18 protein-coding genes and 1 tRNA gene are annotated in these 14,299 nt (G+C 42.7%); all 19 read right to left on the bottom strand.

The window, feature by feature from the left end; translation table 11 throughout:
- Nucleotides 1-48: 48 nt before the first annotated feature.
- The 19 genes from ABF487_RS03735 to ABF487_RS03645 all read right to left on the bottom strand — a co-directional run bounded on the left by ABF487_RS03735 (nucleotide 49) and on the right by ABF487_RS03645 (nucleotide 14,147).
- A complete protein-coding gene (locus tag ABF487_RS03735) occupies nucleotides 49-630 on the bottom strand; it encodes a helix-hairpin-helix domain-containing protein (RefSeq protein ID WP_415634609.1) in 582 nt (193 codons plus the stop codon).
- A gap of 182 nt (nucleotides 631-812) precedes the next feature.
- Complete coding sequence (locus tag ABF487_RS03730) at nucleotides 813-1,319, bottom strand: phosphoesterase (RefSeq protein ID WP_263778821.1); 507 nt, start codon at nucleotides 1,317-1,319, stop codon at nucleotides 813-815.
- 1 nt (nucleotide 1,320) lies between these two features.
- The gene (locus tag ABF487_RS03725) at nucleotides 1,321-2,409 is read right to left on the bottom strand and encodes a M24 family metallopeptidase (RefSeq protein ID WP_263778819.1); all 1,089 of its coding nucleotides are present in this window, start codon (nucleotides 2,407-2,409) and stop codon (nucleotides 1,321-1,323) included.
- Between the two features lie 49 nt (nucleotides 2,410-2,458).
- Entirely contained in the window at nucleotides 2,459-2,776 is a 318-nt protein-coding gene (rpmA, locus tag ABF487_RS03720) for a 50S ribosomal protein L27 (protein ID WP_263778817.1), read from the bottom strand.
- A 10-nt stretch (nucleotides 2,777-2,786) separates the two neighbouring features.
- On the bottom strand, nucleotides 2,787-3,089 hold the full coding sequence (rplU, locus tag ABF487_RS03715; RefSeq protein WP_263778816.1) for a 50S ribosomal protein L21: 303 nt from the start codon (nucleotides 3,087-3,089) through the stop codon (nucleotides 2,787-2,789).
- A gap of 122 nt (nucleotides 3,090-3,211) precedes the next feature.
- Complete coding sequence (locus tag ABF487_RS03710; protein WP_415634518.1) at nucleotides 3,212-3,724, bottom strand: hypothetical protein; 513 nt, start codon at nucleotides 3,722-3,724, stop codon at nucleotides 3,212-3,214.
- 7 nt (nucleotides 3,725-3,731) lie between these two features.
- Nucleotides 3,732-3,805, bottom strand: a tRNA-Arg gene (locus tag ABF487_RS03705).
- Nucleotides 3,806-3,842: 37 nt separating this feature from the next.
- Nucleotides 3,843-4,769, bottom strand: coding sequence for a hypothetical protein (locus ABF487_RS03700; protein WP_263778814.1), 927 nt, complete (start codon nucleotides 4,767-4,769; stop codon nucleotides 3,843-3,845).
- Nucleotides 4,769-5,473, bottom strand: coding sequence for a hypothetical protein (locus ABF487_RS03695; RefSeq protein ID WP_263778813.1), 705 nt, complete (start codon nucleotides 5,471-5,473; stop codon nucleotides 4,769-4,771). Before ABF487_RS03695 ends, ABF487_RS03700 begins: the two co-directional genes overlap by 1 nt.
- A 68-nt stretch (nucleotides 5,474-5,541) precedes the next feature.
- On the bottom strand, nucleotides 5,542-6,885 hold the full coding sequence (gene glnA, locus ABF487_RS03690) for a type I glutamate--ammonia ligase (protein WP_263778812.1): 1,344 nt from the start codon (nucleotides 6,883-6,885) through the stop codon (nucleotides 5,542-5,544).
- Nucleotides 6,885-7,217, bottom strand: a complete 333-nt coding sequence (locus ABF487_RS03685; protein ID WP_007746566.1) for a MerR family transcriptional regulator — start codon at nucleotides 7,215-7,217, stop codon at nucleotides 6,885-6,887. The genes glnA and ABF487_RS03685 overlap by 1 nt, the downstream gene beginning before the upstream one ends.
- A 71-nt stretch (nucleotides 7,218-7,288) precedes the next feature.
- Nucleotides 7,289-8,059 carry a tRNA (adenosine(37)-N6)-dimethylallyltransferase gene (locus tag ABF487_RS03680; protein WP_415634517.1) on the bottom strand — a complete coding sequence of 257 codons (771 nt, stop codon included), beginning with the start codon at nucleotides 8,057-8,059 and terminating at the stop codon, nucleotides 7,289-7,291.
- Nucleotides 8,049-8,801 (bottom strand): glycerophosphodiester phosphodiesterase family protein, encoded by a 753-nt coding sequence (locus ABF487_RS03675; protein WP_415634516.1) that lies wholly within the window; start codon nucleotides 8,799-8,801, stop codon nucleotides 8,049-8,051. Before ABF487_RS03675 ends, ABF487_RS03680 begins: the two co-directional genes overlap by 11 nt.
- 36 nt (nucleotides 8,802-8,837) lie before the next feature.
- Complete coding sequence (locus ABF487_RS03670; protein WP_415634515.1) at nucleotides 8,838-10,097, bottom strand: glutamate-5-semialdehyde dehydrogenase; 1,260 nt, start codon at nucleotides 10,095-10,097, stop codon at nucleotides 8,838-8,840.
- A complete protein-coding gene (gene proB, locus ABF487_RS03665; RefSeq protein WP_415634514.1) occupies nucleotides 10,090-10,890 on the bottom strand; it encodes a glutamate 5-kinase in 801 nt (266 codons plus the stop codon). The genes ABF487_RS03670 and proB overlap by 8 nt, the downstream gene beginning before the upstream one ends.
- The gene (gene proC, locus ABF487_RS03660; RefSeq protein WP_415634513.1) at nucleotides 10,877-11,653 is read right to left on the bottom strand and encodes a pyrroline-5-carboxylate reductase; all 777 of its coding nucleotides are present in this window, start codon (nucleotides 11,651-11,653) and stop codon (nucleotides 10,877-10,879) included. The genes proB and proC overlap by 14 nt, the downstream gene beginning before the upstream one ends.
- A gap of 9 nt (nucleotides 11,654-11,662) precedes the next feature.
- Nucleotides 11,663-13,006: a PFL family protein gene (locus ABF487_RS03655; protein ID WP_415634512.1), complete on the bottom strand. Its 1,344-nt coding sequence runs from the start codon at nucleotides 13,004-13,006 to the stop codon at nucleotides 11,663-11,665.
- A gap of 11 nt (nucleotides 13,007-13,017) precedes the next feature.
- A complete protein-coding gene (locus ABF487_RS03650; RefSeq protein WP_415634511.1) occupies nucleotides 13,018-13,290 on the bottom strand; it encodes an ACT domain-containing protein in 273 nt (90 codons plus the stop codon).
- Nucleotides 13,287-14,147, bottom strand: a complete 861-nt coding sequence (locus tag ABF487_RS03645) for a bifunctional 5,10-methylenetetrahydrofolate dehydrogenase/5,10-methenyltetrahydrofolate cyclohydrolase (protein WP_415634510.1) — start codon at nucleotides 14,145-14,147, stop codon at nucleotides 13,287-13,289. Before ABF487_RS03645 ends, ABF487_RS03650 begins: the two co-directional genes overlap by 4 nt.
- Nucleotides 14,148-14,299: the final 152 nt, after the last annotated feature.

Below are 14,299 nucleotides of genomic sequence, written 5' to 3'. Positions count from 1 at the left end.
ATTGCAGCAAGCAGTAATGACAAAATCAAGCCATTTTGCAGAACTGATTTACTGAACCGTGACATAGTCTTTCAATTTTTCAACAGTCTTATCGCCAAAACCAGCAACATTTTTCAAATCCTCAACCGTCTTGAAACGACCATGTTCATCACGATATTTGATAATATCATCAGCTTTTTTCTCACCGATTCCGCTAATAGTTTGCAAACGTTCGGCATCAGCCTGATTTAAATCAATTTTGGTATCACTCGAATTTCTAGCATTTACTTCCAAAGATCCTGCACTGGCAGAGGCATTGGAATTAACAGATGAGGCTGCAAACTGTTCCGGTATCTCCTCGCCCTTCTTTGGAACATAGATGACCTGCCCAGCAACAACTGCTGCAGCTAAATTCAACTGATTCAAATCAGCATCTGCATTGGCACCGCCAGCTCGATTAATGGCCGATTGGATAATTTCCCCGCTTGTCATTCTGACTACCTGTGAATGCAAAACCGCGCCTTTAACATCAACAAAGAAAACCAATCGATCCTGAACTGGCTGCTTCTTTTCATTTTTTCGCTGGACCTCGGCTGAGTTAGTACTTGAGCTCAGCGCGGAATATGCCTGCGCCGAGCTCGATGATATCATCACAGAGTCATGTTCAGCTTTAGAATTCGGAATCAGATAAAACAAAAAACACGTACTAAAGACTAAAACTAGCCCAGTACATGTCCATAGAATTTTAGGGTTTATCCCTTTGATTTTAGTGATATATGTTTTTAAAAAATCGCTCATACTTATTTGTACGAGTTGAGATGTGTTTTTATGAATTAATTAGCGAAGCGCCCCTGTGTGTAAGGCAGATTGTCCGGTACTTTGGTGGGTGTTTCTGGGTCGAACGATCGTAAATAATTAACGAAATCGTCAAAGCGCTCAGGATAAGCATTAACACCATAAATTAGTTGTTCGCCCTTTAAGTTTCGTGAGTGAAAACGAATACCCCACTCGACATTCTTATCGGAATTATAATCGACTGGCGCACGATAATCAGCTTCCCAAGGCTCTATAAAACCTAGTACTACATCTGAATAGTGATCCCAAACACGGCTTAAATCCGTGAATTTTTCGTCATATTTCCAGTTAAAAGCTGCATGTGTATCCTCAGCGATATGCGGATTATAGAAATCAAAATTTTCGTCCAAAATATCTGCAATCTCTTCTTGCGGCTGTCGGCGGACATAAAAAGCGTGCCCATTAATTCTTTTTGTGTACACATAGTCAAAACCATAACTAATGTTGCCAATATAAAATACTAAATAATCTAATCTAATAGTCATGTTAGTTCTCGATTGTGATTAAGTCGCGTGTAATACCGCCAGTGAGGTTTTCAAAGCCGTTTTTGGTAACTAGAATATCATCCTCAATACGCACGCCGCCTAGTCCGGAAAGATATATTCCTGGTTCAATTGTCAGCATCTGGCCGATCACGGCTTCGTCTGTCGACCTAGGAGACACTGCCGGGCCTTCGTGAATATCAAGTCCTGCGCCATGGCCGCCACCGTGATTATATTCTTTATCAAACCCCCTTGACGAGATGTAAGCACGAGCAGCCAAGTCAACATCACTGAGTGAAACATCAGGTTTAACTGCTGCAATAGCACGTTTTTGGGCCTCTTTAACAATTTCGTAAATGTTTCGCAATTTGTCGTTGATGGGTCCTACGGCCAGTGTTCTTGTGATATCAGAAGTGTAATGGTGATAGTAGTAGCCAAAATCAATTGTCAGCAAATCACCCTGTCTAATTCGACGTTCGTTAGCGGTGCCGTGAGGCTTGGCAGAATTTTCCCCGGAAGCAACGATTGTATCGAAACTAGTTTTTTCAAGCCCCTCTTTACGCGCAAAGTAATCCAGTTGGTTTGCAATTTCTCTTTCAGTTTGTCCCGTCTTGATCCAATTTAGTAATTGGTTAAACGCAGCTACCGATCGCCGAGTCGCCTGACGAAGATTTTCAATCTCATCAGCATCCTTGATTTCGCGCAAAGCTTCTATTGGCGCAGGTGTTGGGACGAAATTAGAATCTAATTCGCTATCCAGAAAATCAAAAACGTTGAAGGGAAGATTCTCTTCGAAACCTACCGTGTCTGCTTGCCACTTGTTCAGTGCTTTAGCAGTATCACCGTAATAATCTCTCGTAATTTTTAGGTCAACCCCATCAGGCAAATTTCCGGTCAAGGCTTCTTCGTAACGGCCATCAGTAACAAGCAGCGCGTGCGTCCGGTCCAAGCTGAACATGCCCTCGCCTGAGCCTGCATCAAAGCCTGTCAGATATTCAATATTAGTGCCCTGATAAATTGTCATGGCATCTACCTTCAACACATCGAATAACTTTCTTAATTTCTCTATTCTTTTCTCAAAATCATATTTCATAGATACCTGCCTAAAAAAAATAGCGGTAAACCGCTACTCACAAAAAATTTTAATCAACTGCTTCTAATTTTGACTGATATTCTTCTCTAGAATAAACAGATGCTTGTCTCTGTGCCTTGCCCTTGCGTTCAAAACGAACAACGCCATCTGTTAAAGCATAAAGAGTATCATCATCACCGCGACCAACATTATTACCTGGGTAAATATGTGTACCACGTTGACGGTAAATGATTGTGCCGGCCAAAACATCCTGTCCATCAGCACGCTTTGCACCAAGACGACGTCCTGCAGAATCGCGACCGTTGGAAGATGATCCGCCTCCCTTATGGTGGGCTAATTTAATTAGATTTTCTAACTTCTCAAACATGTCGTCCTCCTTAAACGCTCTCGATCAATACTTTAGAATATGGTTGACGGTGACCTTTTTTAACATGGCCGTGCTTTTTAGCCTTGTACTTAAAGGTAACAACTTTTTTCTCTTTGCCCTGTTTAGCAACAGTGCCAGTAACCTGTGCACCAGCTACATATGGATCGCCAAATTCGCCATTTGCGAGCAAAACTTTATCAAAAACAACTTTATCGCCTTCGTTGGCTTCAAGTTTCTCGATGAAGATAGCGTCCCCTGCTTCTACACGATACTGCTTGCCGCCAGTCTCGATAACTGCGTACTTATTAGCCATTAACGGCCTCCTCTTATACTCACCGTGGCGGTGGACTAGGTCTCTTAATTACCGCTTTAGAGTGGTTGAAGCTTTGCAACAACTCGTTCATTGTATCAAAAAAGACCCTTTCAGGTCAACGTTTAGCTCTTGATCCCTAACTTATAAAGCCGGGAATCGACACTCAAATCTTTTTGAATCTGTGAAGCAACTTGGGCCGCCTGTGAATCCGACTCGGTCGCAGATTTAGCGGATTGCTGAACAATCACGGAAAATTTAGCGTGGAGTACCGATGCAATATCACCGTCAATCAAATACCGGCCTTTTTGAGCCGCTTCAATTGTGGCCAGTATACCACCTTTGTCACCCGCAGCAGCCTCTAATTTATCAAAATCCGCAGTCGATAAGTTTTGGCCGTTTTCAGAGATCAGGCGATCAACATCTTGCTTAATTTTTGTGACCGTCGAGCTTTGAGTTGGCCGATATTTGCCAAGATCCGTCAGTAAGGTATCAATATTTTCCTTTGAACGCTGAACCTGTCTGTACTGTTTCTCAGACATCTGAACACCGCCAAAAGAAGCCCGCGGATACAAAAAATACGCTGCAACCAGCAGAACCACAACAACCGATGCTAAAATCCAAAAACTTTTTTTCATAATTTAATGCGGAAGGTGGGACTCGAACCCACAACCTGCGGATTAGAACTCCGATGCTCTATCCAGTTGAGCCACTTCCGCGTACTTTTAGTATAGTCAAAAATGCGACCATTTCACACTAACCCAAGAAAAACTCATCGCGATAGGCAATTTGCAAATCCTGAATATTATCCCAATACCAATTCCGAAACCAAGCATATTTTAACAAGACAGATAAAAATGTCTCAGAATCATCCTTATCGGATACTCGAAACCGCCACTGGGCATGGCCAATGCGATCAACAACTTCTGTAAAATATAATTTCAAGCTGCTGTTCAAGTTTAACAAAAAACCGTCATCCAACGCAACAATATCTACCTGATTTGCTTGTGCTAAAATAAAAAGTTTGTCGCTGACGGCAACTGGCAAATCCGCTTTATTTATTTCCAGCTGGGCATCATTCTCCATCTGAATTAAATTTAAATCCAGCACGAACTGGTCTTCGAGCAATACTTCTGCCAGATCATTCAACGTTTGGATGGTTAACCCCAGCTGTCTAGTACTGAGCCCTTGACCAATCTCGGATGTAAAAAGAGCCAAAAGACCATTAGGCTCGATAAAGAGACGCTGATGGCAAATATCAAAATATAGAATTCTGATCTGTAAATTGGCCTCTTGCAGATAAAAACCCCCAGCCGCTATTGCAGCCGGCACAAAGATAAATTCAAAATTTGGCAAAATACGAGAACGCAAACCGACCGATAACTTATTTTGGCCATCCAGTGTCGAAAAAAAATCATTGTCTTTAAAAGAAAGCAGTTTGATAAATAGTTCGGACAGCCAAAAACCATCGTCAAATCGAAACAAAGGTGCAAATTCAGCCAATGGGCCGAACTGGAGCTGTACCTGCATCAGATCTCTGATCGTGCGAATGTTGTCAACCGGGTTCTGTGCACTTAAAAAGCGTTTCAAAGCATGGCTCAAAGCAGCAACACGACTGCTGTCAAGGTCAAGATGCTGCTGAAATATTGCTAATTGTGCGAACGAATTATCCTGATTTGCCATTAATTTTCCTTATTCAAGAAATTCAGATAGTCAACATACAGATGGCCTGCCTGCTCTAAAAAGTGCGAAAAACTGCCAAAATGTTTCTCAATCTGTTCCTGCTCAAGTTCCAAAACTGCCTGAGTCTTTTGCAGGCGTAAAATTTCGGTCTGATTTTCCTGCATACTCTGTTCGGAAACAATCCCCGGCTTGCCTGCATAAATCCGGTTCGCCCGATGAAGCTCCTTCAATTGGTCATCCCTATTTTGAACAAAAGACGGGTCATCCATGAAATCTCGCAATTCATTTATGACCGGGTCGTTAAAGATGAACTCAATCCGAATAACATCCAAAATACCAAAAGTGCGCGCCGATGGCCACCTGCCAAATAAGATCTCATAAACGCCGGTCTTGACCTCTCTAAAGAAGAAGAAGGGAAAATAAATCTGCAGATAAGCAAGCAGTTTAGGAACCAAAAATTCGGCCAATTCAGGTTGAATTGTTTCGGTCATGTTGCTCAAAAAATAATTTGGATCCGCGTGCTGCCAATGTCTAATTTTCTCGTTAAAACGCGCCGAATCAAGTAACTCATAAATTGACAAATAATCACTTTCAGAGATTGCTTTTTTAATTGATGTCAAATAATCAATCTTGTTATTAATGAGATTATTCAAAAGTGGAATTTTATTTTCCGCTACTAAATGAAGATTCAACTGTTTTGTCATACCCTAATTTTTGCAAAGAAAAACGCCTTTGAACAGACGTTTAATAAATATTATTTTCTTTTAAACAATCAGAACGTTTCCAGATACTGATCGATTTCCCACTTCGAGACAGATGCGCGATAGGACTGATATTCGAGCTTCTTAGCTTCGACAAAAGTATCTGCAATACGCTTGGAAATAGCAGCTGTAACAACTTCATCCTGCTCTAAATTCTGTACGGCCGCAAGCAAAGTATCCGGCAAATCTTTAATCCCGGCCTTTTGTCGTTCATCGGCATCCATGCGGAAAATATTTTTATCAACAGAATGCTCAGGCGTAATTTTCTTTTCAATACCGTCAAGGCCAGAAGCCAAAACGACTGCAAAAGCCAAATATGGATTGGCTGTTGGATCTACCATTCGTAATTCCAGACGTGTGGCTGCACCACGAGATGCTGGAATACGAACCATCGGTGAACGGTTAGAAGCGGACCAAGCGATATAAACGGGTGCTTCAAATCCTGGTGTTAGACGCTTGAAAGAATTGACTGTCGGATTGGTAATCGCGACAAAATTCTCAGCATGAGTCAACAGGCCGCCTAAGAAATGATAAGCAGTCTCAGACAAACCTAATTTATCTGTGGGATCATCAAAAACGTTTTTGCCGTCTTTTGAGAGACTCATATTCGTGTGCATACCATTACCATTAATACCTGCAATTGGCTTTGGCATAAAAGTAGCATAATAGCCGTATTTACGTGCGACTGTCTTGACGATGAGCTTGAAAAGCTGGATATGATCGGCAGCTGTGACAGCATCTGCATATCTGAAATCAACTTCATGCTGTCCTGGAGCAACTTCGTGATGAGCAGCTTCAACTTCGAATCCCATCTTTTCCAAAGTCAGGACAATTTCACGACGGACATGTTCCCCAAGATCAAGAGGTGCCAAATCGAAATAACCGCCGTTATCATTGAGCTCCATCGTTGGTTTGCCGTCTTCACCGACTTTAAACAAGAAGAACTCTGGCTCAGTACCAACATTGAAATCAGAAAAGCCGTCTGCTTTCATCTCACGAAGCACACGAATCAAATTATTACGCGGATCGCCCTCAAACACTTCACGACTGCTTGTGTAAACATTTGCGACAATCATCGCAACCTTGCCATCATGCTCGCCAGTCATTGTGTCCGGCAAAATCTTAAAGGTATCCAAATCGGGATACAAGTACATATCAGACTCTTCAATTCGAACAAAACCATCGATAGAAGATCCATCAAACAATAAATTGTTGTCAAGAACCGTGTCAAGTTCGCTGACGGGAATTTCAACATTTTTAATCATGCCGAAGACATCTGTGAACATGACTCTTAAGAAATCGACACCTTCTTCCTTAACTGCCTCTTTTATTGCTGCTTTCGTTAATTTTGCCATTAATGCTTTTCCAACCTTCCGATTTTCAAAAATTCGTTTTCCAAAGAATGAACAAAATCTTTCTTCTCATCACGCCGGCTATTCACGCGGTTCGTCTCATAAAGACTATGAATATCCTTCAGGCTATCCCCAGACTCCATCATCGTACGAATCTCGATTAAACGCTCGACGTCATTTAAAGAAAAACGCCTTTGTCCACCTTTACCTCTTTTCGTAGTAAGCAAATCCTGACTTTCGTAATAGCGAATTTGTCTATCAGAAAGGTTCGTCAGTGCGCGAACCGTACTGATCGGCAAAATCGCTAAATCTTTTTTTAATCGCTCATCAATCATTTCTTACTAAGAATATCTAACTAAAATTATAGCTGCCTTTCGGGAAAAATGTTAGGAAAACTGACATTGGTCTATGACTGGTTGAATTTTTTAACAAGATCAATGATTTTTTGGCTATTTTTGGCAGTTTGTACCGCATCAAACCATTGAATATCCGGAAACTGGTTCTTAAAAAAAGTTAATTGCCGTTTGGCATAATGGCGTGTATTTTGTTTAATCAATTCTTTTGTCCGGTCCAGGGACTGGTTTCCGAAAAAATAATCCTTGAACTCGCGATAACCAATCGCTTTTTTCGACTGAAAATCCCCCGGCTGTATCAGCAGCTTCTCAGCTTCTTGAGAAAGCCCTTGCTGAAACATCAAATCGACACGCCGATTAATGTGGTCATATAAAATTTCTCTCGGCATTGTCAACCCAATCAGTAAGGCCTGATAGAGGCGATTCTCAATGCCGGCTTTTGGCGGGACTATCGGATGATCTTGATCAGCCAAGCGCCGATCACCAATTACTGTTTGTACAAAAAAGCCGGAACCGCCGACTAGGATGGGAAGCTGTCCATTTCTCGAAAGTGCCGCAATTTTTTGTCGCGCGTCAATCATAAATTCGTGCGCGTTATAACTTTCATCTGCATTCTTAATATTGATGAAGGAATGTTTAACTTCGGACAGTTCTTCAGCTGTTGGTTTGGCACTGCCGATGTCAAGTCCACGAAAAATCTGAACCGCATCTGTCGAAATAATCTCTGTTTTTAGAGCTTGAGCGATTTTGATACCAAGGGACGTCTTTCCGCTAGCAGTAGGCCCTAAAACAACGACAATCTTTTGTTTGCTGTCAGGATTCATATATTCCCTGGATTTTATCCCGTAATAAAGTTGCACGGGCAACTTGGTTCGTAATAACTGCTGATAGGGGCTGCCTAAAGGCTCTTTCAAGATAACGCTGATCGTCCACTACCCACGGTACGAACTTTTGGCCCTTATTAAAATACTTCAGAAGCAAGCGATTCAGTGCAAAACGCAGGTCCAAATTGATATGTTGGATTCTGTCTGCATGACAAGCCAAAAAGTCTTTTGGATTTGGAACAAAAGAGAGACGGTCGATATGTAAATGGGTATCCAGCTGGTAAAGCCTCTGTAAAGTCTTGGGGTTAAAGGATTGAAATATGACCGACCATGCACCTTGATGTTGCCGGCTTGCTTCTAAGGCACGTTCTTCGATGCCTGGATAATCAACATGATCCGTCTTCAATTCAATTAATAACACGCCTTTGTAATTAATATCTGCTAGCCAATCAAGAAAATCTTGAAAACGCATAATTTGTATGCCCTTAAAATGTTCAGAAAACCAGCTGCCAAAATCCAAAGCTCGTAATTGCGCTAGAGTCATGTCTTTAACATAACCCTGCCCATTAAAAGTCCGATCGACTGTCTCGTCGTGAATGATAACCAATTCGCCGTCGGCAGTCATATGTAAATCAATTTCCAAACCATCGATCGGGTATTTTAAAGCGGCCTTAAAACTTGGCAGCGTATTTTCCGGCGCAACCAGTTTATAACCACGATGCGCAAAGACTAAAGTGTTCACCAAATCAGGATACCATTGATTACTTTTCTTGAAAAATTACTTCCGTGTCTCGCCGTGGCCGAAAACTTCATACTTGTAACTTGTCAATGCTTTAAGGCCCATTGGGCCTCTGGCATGGAGCTTTTGTGTGCTGATACCAATTTCCGATCCAAAACCAAATTCAAAACCATCTGTAAAACGTGTGGATGCATTTAACATCACTACAGCGGCATCGATATCATTCATAAAAGCGGCGGCATGTGCGGGATCTTGAGTCAGAATTGCCTCAGTGTGATGAGTCGTATGTTTGCTAATCCAGGAAATGGCCTCGTCAAGGCTGTCCACTATGTGAATAGCCATAATCAGATCGTTATACTCTATATCCCAATCCTCAGCACTCGCTGGAATAAGAGTCGGGTCCAGCTGCAATGCCTGTGCATCAGCACGGATTTCAACACCGGCCGCTTTTAATGCACTAACAATTTTTGGAAGAAACTCTTTAGCGATATTTTTGTGGATCAAGAGCTTTTCGGCAGCATTGCACACAGCTGGACTTTGTGTCTTAGCATTGAGAATAATTCCAATAGCCTGCTGCTGGTCTGCCGATTCATCAACAAAAATATGATCATTGCCAGCACCGGTTTCGATCACAGGCACACTGGCATTTTCAACTACATGATTAATAAATTGGCGTGATCCTCGAGGAATCAAAACATCTACGAAGCTTCTAGCATGCAGAAGCTCATCGACAGAAGCATGGCTGCTATCTGAAATCAACTGAACCATGTCTGGATTATAACCGAGCTTTGAGATGGTCTCTCTTAAGATGTGTGCTAACAAGCTATTTGTCTGGATTGCTTCTTTACCGCCACGCAAAATGACTGCATTAGCCGACTTGATCGCTAGTGCTGCAGCATCGATCGTGACATTCGGCCGAGCTTCATAAATCATGGCAACCACGCCCAGCGGCACAATTTTTTTCAAAATTTTAAACCCAGCCGCGGCCTGCCATTCTTGGTCTCTGCCAGCGAGCGGATCATCTATTCTAATAAGTGCCTGCAAGGATTCGATGATATTGGTGATTTTTTTTGAATCCAGCGCCAGTCTGTTTTGCATAGCTAGTGTTAAATCATGATGATGCTCGTCTAATTCTTGCTGATTAACTCGCAGAATTTCTGCCTTGTTTGCCAAAATTGTGTCTGCAAAAGCACTTAAAATTGCATTTCTCTGGGCGAAATTCAAACGAACCAAAGCAAGTGCCGCTGTTTTGGCTCGCTGCCCAATGTCAATCATTTGCGTATGTAATATGTCATTCATGGCTAAACAAAGTACCGATTTCCTTACCAGAAAGCGCCGCCAAAATATCTGCCGGTTGAGAGCCTGATAACAGCAGCATTTCTTTATTATGCTTCAATAATAACTCAGCCGCTTTTAGTTTAGTCTGCATGCCGCCTTTCCCTAAATCACTCTTGCCTGAAGAAAGCGCCAAAATGTGATCATCAACAGATCTAACTTGATAAATTTTTTTAGCATCAGAAAAAAGATGCGGGTTTTTATCATAAAGGCCATCCACATCCGACAAAATAATCAGGGCATCGGCATCAATGGCGTTAGCGACCATTGCAGCTAGACGGTCATTGTCGCCAAATGAATGCTTATGGTCCATCTCATCAACGGCAATCACATCATTTTCATTAATAATCGGAATAGCGTTCAATTGCAGTAGTTCGCCCAAGACGTTTAACATGTTATCCAGCATCTTTGGATTATCAAAAACATCGTAAGTGAGTAGAATTTGACCGGTCAGCTGGTGATAAAAAGCGAAGGTCTGGTTGTAAATGGCCATCAGATTTGCCTGTCCAATTGCAGCCAAAGCTTGTTGTTCCGGGATGGCAGCCGGTCGTTTTTTAAGCCCAAGTTGATTCAAAGCAACACCAATCGCACCAGAGGTCACAAAGATCACCTCTTTACCGGAATTCCTTAAGGCACAAAGCGTCTGAACAAGTTGACCGATAACAGGCAGATTGATCTTGCCGTTTTTTAAAACGATCGTCGATGTGCCAACCTTAACGACAATCCTTTTCCAACCTTTGCCCCTATTTTTGACCATAACCAGCCGTTTTTTTAATCGCTTTTTCAATCACGCCCACAAAATTGTCAGCTTCAAAAGAAGCAACGCCTAAAGCAGTGCTGCCGCCGGGCGATGCCACAGCTTTAATAACCTGATCAGGCTGCTGACTGCCTTTTTGAATGGCGGCCATTGATCCCAATACCATATCGGCCGCAATTTTGAGACTATCTTTTTTTGAAAGCCCAAGCTTGATTCCGGACAGCTGCAGTCCCTTTAAGAACAAAGCAGCAAAAGCAGGACCGGAGCCGGCAATCGCAGAAAAAGCCAGGAACAATTCCTCAGGCAATTCTGTTAGCGACCCGATCTTGGCAAAAAATGTGTCCACCAACTGTCTATCGTGATCACTTGCAGAAGGTGCCGCCACAACAGCTGTGGTTGACCTGTTAAATTCAGCGTTGATATTAGGCATGGCGCGCACAATTCTGGCAGCGGGCAGAAGATTTTGAAGCTGAGAAACAGTCGTGGAACCCAATAGAGAAACAATCAATCTGTCAGAAAACTTGTCTGTACCGATTGTCTGTATAATTGTACTGAGCTGCTGCGGCAAGAAAGCAAAAACAAGCAGATCCGATTTTTCAATCAGTTCACTTTCAGAAACGGAAACAACACCAATCTCAGTAGATAATCGTTGTGCGGAATGCGGCGAGCTAACCAAAATTTTTTCCGGAGAGACACCGCTTTTAATTAGCCCCTTAATCATTGTCGCAGCTAAATGCCCGGCACCCAAAAAACCGTAAATCATATAACCTCCTTAATTTTTAAATGAATGAATCGGAGCAGGAATGTGCCCTCCTCGACTAATAAATTTCTCTGAAGACCGATTGATGACAGGCATAATCGGCGCGCGGCCAAGCAGGCCGCCAAAATCAATCTCGTCGCCAACGCCTTTACCTGGAACTGGAATCACACGCACAGCCGTGGTCTTATTGTTTTGTACGCCAATGGCCGCCTCGTCAGCAATCATAGCTGAGATGGTCGTGGCAGGTGTATCGCCCGGAATAGCAATCATATCAAGGCCAACGGAACAAACGGCCGTCATTGCCTCTAACTTGCTGATTGTCAAAGTACCAGCGACTGCTGCATCAATCATACCAGCATCCTCAGAAACAGGAATAAAGGCGCCGCTCAAACCACCTACCCGTTGGCTGGCCATAACGCCGCCCTTTTTAACCGCATCATTTAACAGCATTAAAGCAGCGGTTGTGCCTTGCGTACCAACTTGTTCTAAACCAATTTCCTCTAACACTTCAGCGACAGAATCGCCACGCGCTGGGGTCGGCGCAAGACTTAAATCAACAATGCCAAAAGGCAGGCCCAATTTTTGTGCAGTCAAAGTACCAATCAGCTGCCCAATCCGCGTGATTTTAAAAGCCGTGGTCTTGATTTTTTCAGCGACAACGTCAATCGGCTGATCACGAACCGTTTCCAAAGCGCGTTTGACAACACCCGGTCCAGAGACACCGACATTAATGACAGCATCATCTTCTGAAACACCGTGGAAGGCACCAGCCATGAAAGGATTATCTTCAACGGCATTCGCAAAAACAACCAGTTTGGCATTTGCCAGCGGATCTTGTTGGGCAATATCTTTGATTGTCTCGCCCATTTTACGAATGGCATTCAGATTAATGCCTGCTTTGGTCGAAGCAACATTAATACTAGACATTAACAAATTAGTTTTTGAGAGTACCTCTGGTAAACTTTCAATCAGCATTTTTTCACTCGGTGTTGTGCCTTTTTGAATCAGTGCTGAATAGCCGCCGATAAAATCAACGCCTACAGCAGCGGCCGCCCGGTCCAGACTATGTGCGACAGCTAATAATCCGGCATAATCAGAGTTTCCGGCCAGTAGCGAAATCGGCGTCACAGAAATTCGTTTGTTAACAATCGGCACACCGAAATCCCGCTCCAATTGCCTTGCAGTTGCCACCAAATTACCAGCTTTTTTAATGATTTTCTCGTAAACTTTTTCAGCCGTCTGCTGACCATTTGCACCGATACAATCTAACAAAGAGAGACCCATCGTGACAGTCCGGATATCAAAATGTTCTTCAGAAATCATCTGGATTGTTTCATTAATTTTTTTTATATCCATGAGTCCCTCGACTAAATTTGTGAGATTGAATTGAAGATTTCTTCTCTTTGAATGTGGACAGTCACGCCTAATACCTCACCGGTCTGCCTGAGGCTGTTCTGCAAGTCATCAAATTGAGCATCAATCTCAGTGATATCAATCAGCATACTCATCGTAAAAATAGTCCCCATCAAAGTCTGGGAAACGTCAAGGATATTGGCTTGTTTTTCGGCTAAGGTCTTTGAAACGCCAGCAATAATCCCAGGGCGATCCTTTCCTATGACAGTCACAACTGCTCTTTTCATCTAACTTCTCCTTTTTGCTGTAACGCCGCTAGTAAAAATGTGTGCTGAATCAAAGTGGCGATTGTCATCGGTCCGACACCGCCTGGTACCGGTGTAATCTGAGCCACTTGAGCTGCAATTTTTTCAAAATCAACATCTCCGACCGCTTTACCGGCAACTTTATTGGCACCAACATCAATCACTACCGCCGAAGATTTTAAATTAGGCAGATCAAACCAATTCGCCTTGCCAACTGCCACAACAATCAAGTCAGCGGATTCAGCCAATCTCTGTAAAGTCGCGCGACTGGTTTTGGAATGAGCCAATGTCACGGTCATATCGTGATTGGTCAAGGCAATACTCATTGGACGGCCAAACAAAACTGATCTCCCGATGACCAATGCATTTTTACCTGCAAAATCAAAATCATAATTTTCAAGCAGTTTGATCACACCAGCCGGTGTCGCAGGGATCAGGTAATTCTGGCTAGCATTTTCAAACAACAAGCCTTGATTTAAAGCAGACAAACCGTCCACGTCTTTTTGAATCGCGATCGCATTAAAAATATCGGATTCATTAATCGAGGCAGGCAGCGGCGATTGTACCAGAATACCGGAAATAGTCGGATCATCGTTTAATCGCTTAACCAAGGTCAATAGACTGGCCGTTCTCCAAGAATCATCAATTTTGAATTCTTCAGAAGCAATACCAACCTGCTTGGCTCGTCTGATTTTCATAGCCACATACATGCTGCTGCCGGCATCGCTTTGATCGTAAATCGTCGCAAGCTTGACAGGAAAATCGGCCTGCTCGACAGATGCTTTCACCTTTTCAAGGATTTTTTTGGAAACACTTTTACCATCCAGTATTTGAACCATGCGTAAATTATCGCATATCAATCCAGTCTCAAAGGGAGAAATGTCATTTTTTCAAACAAAGCCTGGCTCGCCACAATATTAGCTCGTCCGAAATTGGCACAGATAGATTCAATATTAATTGACTAATAAATCATTGTAGAAAATTAAGTTAT

This window comes from Oenococcus sp. (assembly GCF_047725585.1).
GTDB lineage: Bacteria > Bacillota > Bacilli > Lactobacillales > Lactobacillaceae > Oenococcus > Oenococcus kitaharae_A.
Note: the sequence above shows the minus strand (reverse complement) of the source record. Positions and strands in the feature narration are given on the sequence as shown.